The following is a 10,282-nucleotide window of genomic DNA, read 5'->3' as shown; positions in this document are numbered from 1 at the left end:
ACCTCAACGGCTGTAATGACGCAAATACGTTAAACAAATAGAAAGTGTCTAGAAAGTACAGGCATAATGGCTGGAAGGGTAGAAAAGTCGTGCTTTCTCTAGCTCAAGGAATATTGACAGGTAAATTTGGGCCAGAACACAAATTTGCAGAAGGCGACCACCGCACCAAAAATAAGCTGTTCCTCAAAGAAAATTATGCCCGAGTGCAAACAGCATTAAATCAACTCAAGCCAATTGCCGATCGCCACCAAACAAGCTTAGGAAACTTAGCATTAGCGTGGTTGATTGCCCAGCCACAAACCAATGCAATTGTCGGCGCCCGCGACGCAGAACAAGCCACCGATAACGCTAAAGCGGCTGAGGTAAAGTTGAGTCAGGAGGACTTAAAAGAGATTGACGCGATCGGGCGAACAGTCACCGATCGTTTAGATGACAATCCCGTCATGTGGAACTTCTAAAATAGTTGACAGTTGACAGTTGACAGTTGACAGTTGACAGTTGACAGTTGATAAAGAACTTTAGTCCGAACGATCAAACCAACTTTTAAAGTCTCGGACGCATGGATAGTCAGAAACCGGGTTTTTTGCATTGTACTGCGTTACAGCCCGCAGATTCGATATAAAACCCGGTTTTTTTGGTATTTATTCACAAGTTTTATTCGCTCTAGCTTCCCATATCTCAAATCCCAAATCCCCAAATCCCAAATCCCAAATCGAATGAGTTACTGCCTAAACCCCAATTGTTCCAAGCCCCAAAACCCGGATGCAGCCAAAATTTGCCGAAATTGTCGGTCAAAACTGCTGCTGCGCGACAGATATCGGGCCATAAAGGCGATCGGACAAGGAGGTTTTGGCAGAACATTCCTCGCCGTTGACGAAGACAAACCCTCAAAACCCCGCTGCGTCATCAAACAATTTTTACCCACAGAAACCCAACTCATCCCATCAGCCAGCAATCGCAACAGCAAAAAAGCCGCCGAACTTTTTGAACAAGAAGCAATCCGATTGGATGAATTGGGAAAACACCCTCAAATTCCCGAACTATTAGCCTATTCCATCCAAGACAACCGACAATATGTAGTCCAAGAATTCATCGACGGACAAAACCTAGCACAAATTATAGCAACAGAAGGCACATTTACAGAAACTCAGATTCAAGAATTACTCAACAGCTTACTACCCGTCCTGCACTTCATCCATTCTCACAACGTTATTCACCGAGACATCAAACCAGGAAATATCATCCGCCGCGCCGATAAACAATTAGTTATAGTAGACTTTGGCGCTGCCAAAATTGCCACAGGTACAGCCTTACTCAAAACAGGAACCAGCATCGGCAGCCCCGAATACATCGCCCCGGAACAAGCCCGAGGCAAAGCATCTTTCACCAGCGATTTGTACAGTTTAGGCGTAACTTGCCTGTATTTATTAACTCAAGTTTCCCCATTTGATCTGTTCGATCCGGGCGAGGATGCCTGGATTTGGCGGCAGTATTTAAGTAACAACCCGGTGAGTAAAGAACTCGGGAAAATTTTAGATAAAATGATTGAAAATGCTACCAACCGCCGCTATCAAACTGCTGTAGAAGTATTAACACAACTGAATCCCCAAGCAGCAATTAAACTCACCATTCCGCAAAAAATCACCAAACCAGTCAAACCCGCCACCAATCCCAATCCGCCCCCACAGCAAACCCATAACTGGCAATGTATTCACACATTAAGCGGACACAAAAACTTAATTTCATCTGTAGCTTTCAGCCCCAACGGAGAAGTTATCGCCAGCGGCAGCGATGACAAAACAATCAAACTTTGGCAAGTTGAAGACGGGCAAGAAATAGTCACTCTCGCAGGACACGCTAACTCAGTTTATACAGTAGTTTTCAGCCCTGACGGAAAGACACTCGCCAGCAGCAGCCACGACAAAACAATCAAACTTTGGCGAATGAAAGACGGGCAAGAAATTCGCACACTTTCCGGTCACATTAACTCCGTTTATGGCTTAGCTTTCAGTCCAGATGGCGAAACTATTGCTAGTAGCAGTTGGGACAAAACCATCAAACTTTGGCGCGTGAAAGACGGGCAAGAAATTTGCACGTTTTCCGGTCACATTAACTTAGTTTACTTCGTCGCCTTCAGTCCAGACGGAGAAACTATTGCTAGCAGCAGTTGGGACAGAACCATCAAAATTTGGCGAGTCAAAGATGGCAAGCTAATTCGCACGCTGACAAGTCATACGGACTGCGTTCGCTGCCTAGCTTTCAGCCCAAACGGAGAGTTTCTGGCAAGCGGCAGTCACGACAATACGATCAAAATTTGGTGGGTTAAAGATTGGCAAGAAGTTTTAACTATTACAGGTCATTCCTGGTACGTTGATTCGATCGCATTTAGTCCAGATAGCGAGATTCTGGCTAGTAGCAGCAATCAAACAATCAAGATTTGGCGGGTTAAAGACGGTGAAGAAATTTGTAATATTGCGGGTCATACTAACTCGGTGTATTCTGTTAATTTTAGCCCGGAAGGAGAGTTTTTGGCGAGCGGCAGCAGTGACAGAACTATTAAAATTTGGGGGTGCAATCGATAAAATAGTAGAAGTCATTCCATTCTCCCTCTCCAATTTCCGCCACAACTCCCGAATCGCAGAAATCGGATTGTGATCGCGCTATAATAGATAAACTTAGCTAAAATTTAGGTAATGCCCGCAAGAGATTCTATCCATAACATTGTCAAACAAGCAATTGTCAAAGATGGTTGGCAAATCACCGACGATCCCTATGTTATTTCTTACGGGGAGCGATTTTTATTTGTAGATTTAGGTGCTACTGAATCATCCAGTCTCGATCGGATTGACGGACGGTTCATTGGTGCAGAATATCAAAACAGTCGCATCGCTATCGAGATTAAAGAATTTCGCGGCCCATCAGCGATCGCCAATTTAGAGCAAGCAATTGGACAATATATGGTTTATCGGCTATTGCTGAAGCAAGTCGATCCGGAACGCCAGGTTTACTTAGCCATTCCTGACACCGCTTATTACGATGTCTTCAGTGAGCCAATTGGTGAACTCGTCATCGCCGAAATTCCCCTAAAATTGGTGATTATAGATTTGAAAAAAACCGAGGTAAAACAATGGATACCAGCGCGACCTATCGAGAAATCGTAAAACAGGTGATTCTTCAATACGCTAAATTGCGTCCCTCTCATGGAGACATTAGACTAGATCCGGTGTTGGATGAAACGCGCGATCGCTATGCTTTAATGCAAGTGGGTTGGGATAGAGGACGGCGAGTGAGAGGGAATTTAATTTACATTACCCTAGAAGATGGAAAAGTTTATATTGAATACGACGGCATGGAATGTGGCATTACCCAAAATTTAATAGACCAAGGTATTCCAGAAAACGCTATTGTTTTAGCTTTTCTGCCACACTCTTTAACAGCTTTGACTACCGCTGTGTAGTGATGAAAGGCAAAAGAGCGATCGAAAAATAAACTCATTCTTTTCAATCTATCTGCTTCACGACATCCAAGGGTAGTCCTAGCACCCCTGCAATTTGCTCATCCTTCAATCCCAACTGTCGTAATTTACCAACCATGTCAATTTTAACTTGATTCGTGCCGTCCTGATAGTCGGGAGTCGCAGCCTGACTTTTATCTGGGGTAGAAGTGGGTAGTTCTGAGCAACCATTGATATAATTAATTGTGTTGCTCTCCCAAAAATTAGTAGTGTTGCGATCGCCAAAATTTATATTCAGATTTAATTGCCGTTCTAGAACAGATTCCAGATTACTTTTATCAACTGGTTCATCAAAAGTATCAGATAACATTTGCAAAAGTTTATAACCTAAATCCTTAGCATGACCCGCCGTACAACCGTAAGTACCTGCAATATCAGAATATTTTTGTCAATTCAGTATTCCCTCGATAATTTTACGCTGCAAGTCATTGAGATGTTTGCCTGTTTTCGCGTTGAGCGCTTCATCTACAAATTCCAAGATATCGGCGGTGTTCATCACTAGGGGTGTCAGAGAACTCTCGTTACTATACCAGACTTTTTCCGTCTTTTTCCGCCTTGCACCCCGAGTTGAGAAATACCCGTCTTTTTCCGTCTTTTTTTCCATTGTCAGTTTTGGGCGATCGGTCTATGATAAGGAAGAGCTACAAAGCAGCTTGGTTGGTAGAAGGGACTGGGCATCTAATCTTAATCTCCAACAGCGACCGATGGGGCTTTACTATTTTGCGAGTTGCGATCGCACTTCTAAATTATCTTATAGGTTTTGGGCGATCGCCTGTATTGTGAACAGAATTTCATCTACCAGTTTTCAGGCTTCTGCGATGTCCATCGATCGGTCAGATAGACAGGTTTTTCCGATATTATCCGATCTTTCCGACATTTGAGCAAATTTTTCTGGAAAAGTTCCGACTCAATCCGACTGACAGGGCGATCGGGCTTGGGTTTGGATTGGGAAGGTATTGTTTGACACTTAGATTGTTAAATATGAATCCGTAAAAGGAGATAAGTATGAAAAAATTGATTGTGGGCATGATTTCTGGAGTTGGAATTTTTGCTTCTGCATTACCAGGGGTAGCTCAGAATCCACCACCTCCAAATATTTTATCTGGTATCTATGAGAGTCAAGGTCACCTATATTACTGGAATAACACCGAGAAAACTTCGTGTCACATTGTCGGTCCTCCCCAGTTGAGGCTATTTGTTAATAGAGGTATGCCGAGTAGAGGAAATGCACCTTTTACTCCCTATAATTTTCGAGGTGGTTGTCTATGGCCTCAAGGGCTTTATGTGCCACCAAACAACCAAGGCAGAGTGATGTACATCAACTCCCGTAAAGAGATTTGCCACGTAGGACCGTCATTGTTCGGATTGTTACGCCAGCAATTTGGAGCGCCGCTGGAAGGTCTTTCTCTAGAAGTTATCTCTCAAGGTTTGACAAATATTGGTACTTGCCCCAATCCTGGATAAAATCTTGGGTATTTTTAATACTTCTGCGATGTCCGTAGAGCGATCAGATAGGGAGGTTTTTCAGATATTCTCCGATCTTTGCGACATTTGAGCAAATTTTTCGGGAAAAGTTCCGACTCAATCCGACTGACAGAGTTATCTCTGTTGATTTATGACTGTAAATCGATAGATGCGAATGTTTAGGTGACAAGATGAATAAATTACTGAAATTTACAATGTGCCTTGCTGCGGCTACCTTAGCCCAAGTTTTTACTGGATTTATTAATGATGCTCAAGCTCAACCTAAGAACCGCTCAGATTTGAATGGCTTACTACTCGCGCATCCTAGTAATGGTAAAGTCTACTGGATCGATCAAGGAAAACGACGGTGGATTGCAGGTCCTAATGTTTTCGACCTCTTGTTTCCTGGAAGGCAGGTTCAGCAATATATAGATGTCGAGCTGATTGAGGAAGCATCACCATTAACAATGGAAAATAGAGTTGTTCTTTGTAAAGAGAACGGTCATCGTTTAAATAACAAAGCGTATCTTTTGGATCAAGGTACTAAACGCTGGGTTGCAGGTCCAAAAGCTTTTGAACGTAACTTTGTTCTAAAAGCGGTAACACCTATATCTTGTCCGGCTTTGGTCAGCATCCCAGACGGTAGACCTATCCAATAGGTCGCCCACGTTTATGGAAGTTCTAATCTGAAGACGCTATTTCTCACTAGAGCGCTATTACTTTTTTTATTGATGGCGATCGATAAGGGGTGTGGATGCGATCGCACCTTGTCTTTTTTCACGGACAGGGCGATCGCACTCTTTGTGTGGATGCGCTCGCCCCTCTCTTTTTTACCGATCGACATCGACGCTTATTAGAAGCGGATAATCTCGATCGTGCATCGCGATCTCTGAAAACAAACATCAAATTCTCGAAAGAAGTTTGTTTGCCCAAGAATTAAGGGTATTTGAGAGGATTCTGCCCAGGCAAATGCTAGACGAACTGGTTCCAAATTCCCAATTTGAACCTGCACAAATACACCCCGCGCCTCAACACTTGCAAGATTTCCTGCCAATGGCAAGCGGACAGTTTGTTCCTCCCAAATTGCACCCAATTGCAGCCCTATGTCATAAGGTAATAGGTTGACCGCAGACCCAGTATCTAGCAGTGCATTCGCGGAGACAGAAAAGCCTGCATGACGAGCGAGTGATGGGAATCGTGGGTAATGCTTCATCGTCAGAAAAGGGAAACTCGATCGTACTAGGTATGAGTAGATGCCTCTCGGTCATCCCGAATCATCTGCATCAGAAGGTTTGCAGCTTCCGTTGCGTCGTAGGGCGACCAAACCGGATACTCTGATGCAGAAAAGATAACTTGTAGTTCAGCCTTTGGGATTTGCACAGCTAGGAGTTTGAAGAGTGATAATTTGTCTGACTGGCTCAGACTGTTCACCAAAGGAATTAACTCAGCGAGAGACATAGTTTAAACTCCCAGACATACAAGGATACATTTATCATAAACGATCTGTGAGACACGGTTTTATAGATAGGCGATCGATAAGGACTGGGATGCGATCGCACATTGTCTTTTTTTACCAAAAATCTAATTTTAAACAGAAGTACGATCGCCCTTTTTCCACTTTTTCAACAACTCTGGCGTCACCAACCCTTGCGGAAAAAATATCGTCCCCAAAACAATCAGCACCCCAAATACAATTAACCGCCCATCCCGCAAAAATTGCGCCAACCAAACCGGCAATCCCTGAATAGTTGCCATCCCCCTCAAAACCTCCGGTAAGGCAGTAAAAACCATCCCGCCCAAAACCGACCCTACAAAGGTTCTGCTACCACCAATCAACACAGAAGTCAAGTAAATAATACTAGCATCAAAAGTACCTTGACGGGCGTTCCAAGTATTGAGAAAATGCGCGCTAACCGCACCAACAACGCCTGCTAAAATAGCACCCAAAGTAAAAGCCAGAACCTTGTAAAAAGTCGGGTTAATGCCGATCGCGTCAGCCGCCAACTCATCAGCCCGAATCGCCGCAAAAGCCCGCCCCACCCGGATGCGTTCCAGCCGGTAGAGAATCGCCATGCTTACCAACAGTAAAGGCAGTACAACCCACAAATATTCGATCGGCGTTCCAAACGGTTGCGGAATCCCAAAAATCCCCACAGCCCCGCCAGTGATGTCCAGATTCAGCGATAAAACCCGCAGAATTTCCACAAAAGCAATAGTTGCGATCGCCAAATAAATCCCCCGCAACCGCAGCGCCGGAACTCCCACCAAAATACCCAACAACCCCGAAACAGCCCCTGCAATTATCATCTCCACCAACAGCAATGGCAGAGGAAATAAACCTTCTGTCTGCTTAAATACCGTCGTAGATAAAATCGCCGCAATATACCCACCCAAAGCATAAAAACCAGGGCTAGCGAGAGACAACTGACCAGTCATTAGAGGCAAATACAGCGACATTCCCAACATTGCACCCAGCAACATCGAGACAATCAGAAACCCATAAGTAGTAAAAAATGTAGCCATAACTTTATCTTAAATTATAAACATACTTAAATACGGGCTTTCTATCAAATGCGATCGCATCCGAATTATTCATTTCTCTCTTCTCTTTCTCTGCGCCCTCTGCGCCCTCTGCGGTTAAATCATTCCGATGTAACCGGAATCGATCTAACAAACTTACACCTTTTGAATCAAACGCCGCCCAAACAAACCCTGCGGCCTAACCAACAGCATAATAAACAATATCGCAAAAGCCACAGCATCCTTATAAGCCGAAAAATCTCCCGGCACAAAAGCCTCCACCAAACCAATGATAAACCCACCAAAAACAGCCCCCGGAATACTCCCCAACCCACCAAGCACAATCACAGCCAAACCCTTTAAACCAAAAGCAATCCCAAAATACGGCCCCGCAATACTCACACTAGAACCCACCAAACTCCCCGCCAAACCAGCCAGAAAACTACTCACAAAAAACGTCAAAACAATATACCTGTCAGTATCAATCCCCAACAGACTAGAAGTAGTAGCATCTTCAGCCACCGCCTGCATTGCCTTACCAAATTTAGTGAAATTTATCAAGTAAGTTAGGAGACTAACAATCGCCACAGCCACCACAAAAATCACTATTTGCACAGTGCGAATCGGAATCTGTCGATCCGCCGTACCAAAGTTAATAGCTGCTGGCAAATTGCCGTAAGTATTAGCCGGAAAAGTGTAAATCTCAGCCCCGACAAGATATTGAATCATATTTGCGATCGCCACCGCCGCCCCCAAACTCGAAACCACCGTCAGCAGAGGATCGGAGTTTCTGCGACGCAAAGGCAAAAAAGCAACTCTTTCCACAATTACTCCCACCAAACCAGCCAACACACTGCCCAAAATTAGCGCCACCGCGAAAGGCAACTGCACGGGAATTCTAGCATTAGCCAACAACCCGTTAAAACCGAAAGCACCGCCCATCAGCGCATAAGTGAAATAAGCACCTAAGGTAAACACTGCACCGTGAGCAAAATTAATAATCCCGAGAATAGAAAAAACCAGCGTGTATCCTAGCGCAAAAATAGCATACACGCTGCCGATCGACAAACCATTCAGAAATTGTTGCAGAAACAGAGTTAAGTCCATCGCCAGTCACGAATTAGGCATCAAAATTAAATCATTCAATCACAAATAAGCTAAAAAACTACTGTCATATTTTTTGACTACATCCGTTAAATCCGCTACAAAATCCCTTGCCGAACTTCCTTTATTTCAAAAATTCAAACTTCCCATTAACTCCATCCGCATCCATTTTAATTTGTGCCACATAAAAGTCTTTTTGATTGATTTCACCTTCCGGCGTAAAAGAAATTTCCCCCAAAGGCGTGTCATACTTGGCAGCCAACAACTGCTCATTAAGCTTTGTACGCAATTCGGCCAAAGGCTTTTCACTAACCTTAGACTGAGCATTAATTGCCTTTAATGACTCCACAAAAACTTGAACGCCCGTAAAAGCTTGAGCGCTAAACTGAGGCGGTTCCTTTTTAAATTGAGCGCGATAAGCATCGCGGAAAGCCTTATTAATTTCATTCTGATATTCCGGGCTGTAGGCTTGGGCAATCAAAACCCCATCACAAAGAGCCTTACACACAGTAAATACATTGGAAGTATTCAAACCGTTGCCGCCAATGATAACGCCTTTGTAGCCCAACTCCCGCAATTGCTTAATTAAATTACCTCCATCTGCGGCCAACCCAGAAATAATGATCAAATCGGGCTTGACATTGATCGCGTTAGTGGCTTGAGATTGGAAATCTGTATCAGTAGTCAAGAATTTTTGGACTGTTGCCAATTCCAGCCCCATCTCTTTAACCGTTTTCTGGAAAGTTTCAGTCTCAGATTTGCTGAAAGCATCATTCTGAGCAAAAAACACGGCTACTTTCTTGATATTGGGATTTTGCTTGAGGGCGGCTTTAACTGCATTAGGTGCCACCACGGCGACAGGCGCGGAGACTCTGGCTACATAATCGCCAATCTGGGGAATGCCTTTAGCCGTGTTGGATGGTGCGAGGACGGGAACTTTGGCGCGATCGGCGATCGGATCGGCACCAAAAGCCTGCTGTGATAGAGTTGGGCCCACAATCCCCACCACCTTATCTTGATTGATCAGAGTATTGAACGCATTAATCGCCCCTTGTTCATCTCCACCCGTATCTTGGAACACCAATCTAATCGGCGTCCCATCCACACCGCCCTTATCGTTGAAATACTTCTCAGCAATTTTCGCCCCAGCCACTTGCTCCTGGCCGAGTAAAGCCACATTGCTAGTTTGGGCCACCCCAATCCCTATATATATAGTCTTGGAATTCTGCCCGGCCGAACCCTGTGGCGAAGTACCGGCAGAGGGCGAAGTCGCCGGAGATGCTGTGGTAGAGGTTTGGGGAGTATTTGTCTGACTGCAAGCCAGCAACAGTGAAGCGCACGTAACGAATAAGGCACTAGGGCGAGCTGTCGGTTTTTTCATGAGCGGGCGATCGAACACATATATATAGAACATCTGTCTGTGTCTGTAGAGATATTCTACCCATTAGCGGAAGAGTCCCCGGAAAAAACCTTAGAATTACGCCCCAAACAAGTGAAATCCGGAAAAGCAGATTGGGCGATCGGGTCAAAGAGTCGGTCTCAACAGTCGAAACCCATACGGTGCATGGCTTCAAAAAAAAGTCAAAATTATTTTCGCAAAACGCTTGACAAGCCCTTGCGAAATAAGTATATTAATAAAGCGCCAGAGAGAGAGCGGTTCACACCGCGAACTTAAGGCAC

General features: G+C 44.5%; 15 protein-coding genes. 7 read left to right on the top strand and 8 right to left on the bottom strand.

What is annotated here, in order from left to right; all coding sequences use genetic code 11:
* The first annotated feature begins 44 nt into the window (after positions 1-44).
* From JGK14_RS32470 to JGK14_RS32455, 4 genes are all read left to right on the top strand, one after another.
* Positions 45-458: an aldo/keto reductase gene (locus JGK14_RS32470; protein WP_325315943.1), complete on the top strand. Its 414-nt coding sequence runs from the start codon at positions 45-47 to the stop codon at positions 456-458.
* A gap of 258 nt (positions 459-716) precedes the next feature.
* Positions 717-2,582, top strand: a complete 1,866-nt coding sequence (locus tag JGK14_RS32465; protein ID WP_325315942.1) for a serine/threonine-protein kinase — start codon at positions 717-719, stop codon at positions 2,580-2,582.
* Between the two features lie 111 nt (positions 2,583-2,693).
* On the top strand, positions 2,694-3,161 hold the full coding sequence (locus JGK14_RS32460; protein ID WP_293214082.1) for a XisH family protein: 468 nt from the start codon (positions 2,694-2,696) through the stop codon (positions 3,159-3,161).
* A complete protein-coding gene (locus JGK14_RS32455) occupies positions 3,128-3,457 on the top strand; it encodes a XisI protein (RefSeq protein ID WP_293208351.1) in 330 nt (109 codons plus the stop codon). Before JGK14_RS32460 ends, JGK14_RS32455 begins: the two co-directional genes overlap by 34 nt.
* Before the next feature lie 43 nt (positions 3,458-3,500).
* On the opposite strand, the gene JGK14_RS32450 is transcribed toward JGK14_RS32455, so the two are convergent.
* Both JGK14_RS32450 and JGK14_RS32445 read right to left on the bottom strand, forming a co-directional pair.
* A complete protein-coding gene (locus JGK14_RS32450; RefSeq protein ID WP_325315941.1) occupies positions 3,501-3,830 on the bottom strand; it encodes a hypothetical protein in 330 nt (109 codons plus the stop codon).
* 72 nt (positions 3,831-3,902) lie between these two features.
* The gene (locus JGK14_RS32445) at positions 3,903-4,118 is read right to left on the bottom strand and encodes a hypothetical protein (protein ID WP_325315940.1); all 216 of its coding nucleotides are present in this window, start codon (positions 4,116-4,118) and stop codon (positions 3,903-3,905) included.
* Positions 4,119-4,141: 23 nt separating this feature from the next.
* Between JGK14_RS32445 and JGK14_RS32440 the strand changes: the two genes are divergently transcribed.
* From JGK14_RS32440 to JGK14_RS32430, 3 genes are all read left to right on the top strand, one after another.
* Positions 4,142-4,297, top strand: coding sequence for a hypothetical protein (locus JGK14_RS32440; RefSeq protein ID WP_293208353.1), 156 nt, complete (start codon positions 4,142-4,144; stop codon positions 4,295-4,297).
* Positions 4,298-4,519: 222 nt separating this feature from the next.
* Positions 4,520-4,978, top strand: coding sequence for a hypothetical protein (locus tag JGK14_RS32435; protein ID WP_293208355.1), 459 nt, complete (start codon positions 4,520-4,522; stop codon positions 4,976-4,978).
* A 191-nt stretch (positions 4,979-5,169) separates the two neighbouring features.
* Positions 5,170-5,637 (top strand): hypothetical protein, encoded by a 468-nt coding sequence (locus JGK14_RS32430; protein ID WP_293186877.1) that lies wholly within the window; start codon positions 5,170-5,172, stop codon positions 5,635-5,637.
* Positions 5,638-5,648: 11 nt separating this feature from the next.
* On the opposite strand, the gene JGK14_RS32425 is transcribed toward JGK14_RS32430, so the two are convergent.
* From JGK14_RS32425 to JGK14_RS32400, 6 genes are all read right to left on the bottom strand, one after another.
* The gene (locus tag JGK14_RS32425) at positions 5,649-5,822 is read right to left on the bottom strand and encodes a hypothetical protein (RefSeq protein ID WP_293226139.1); all 174 of its coding nucleotides are present in this window, start codon (positions 5,820-5,822) and stop codon (positions 5,649-5,651) included.
* Between the two features lie 9 nt (positions 5,823-5,831).
* Positions 5,832-6,191 carry an aspartyl protease family protein gene (locus JGK14_RS32420; protein WP_293186878.1) on the bottom strand — a complete coding sequence of 120 codons (360 nt, stop codon included), beginning with the start codon at positions 6,189-6,191 and terminating at the stop codon, positions 5,832-5,834.
* 26 nt (positions 6,192-6,217) lie between these two features.
* A complete protein-coding gene (locus JGK14_RS32415; RefSeq protein WP_293186879.1) occupies positions 6,218-6,436 on the bottom strand; it encodes a hypothetical protein in 219 nt (72 codons plus the stop codon).
* Between the two features lie 129 nt (positions 6,437-6,565).
* Complete coding sequence (locus JGK14_RS32410; protein ID WP_293233247.1) at positions 6,566-7,501, bottom strand: branched-chain amino acid ABC transporter permease; 936 nt, start codon at positions 7,499-7,501, stop codon at positions 6,566-6,568.
* Positions 7,502-7,654: 153 nt separating this feature from the next.
* Entirely contained in the window at positions 7,655-8,605 is a 951-nt protein-coding gene (locus JGK14_RS32405; RefSeq protein WP_293214068.1) for a branched-chain amino acid ABC transporter permease, read from the bottom strand.
* A gap of 121 nt (positions 8,606-8,726) precedes the next feature.
* Positions 8,727-10,016 (bottom strand): ABC transporter substrate-binding protein, encoded by a 1,290-nt coding sequence (locus tag JGK14_RS32400; RefSeq protein ID WP_325315939.1) that lies wholly within the window; start codon positions 10,014-10,016, stop codon positions 8,727-8,729.
* Positions 10,017-10,282: the final 266 nt, after the last annotated feature.

Source organism: Microcoleus sp. PH2017_28_MFU_U_A, from assembly GCF_020738035.1.
Classification (GTDB): domain Bacteria; phylum Cyanobacteriota; class Cyanobacteriia; order Cyanobacteriales; family Microcoleaceae; genus Microcoleus.
The sequence above is the reverse complement of the archived record's forward strand: the minus strand, read 5'-3'. Positions and strand labels throughout refer to the sequence as shown.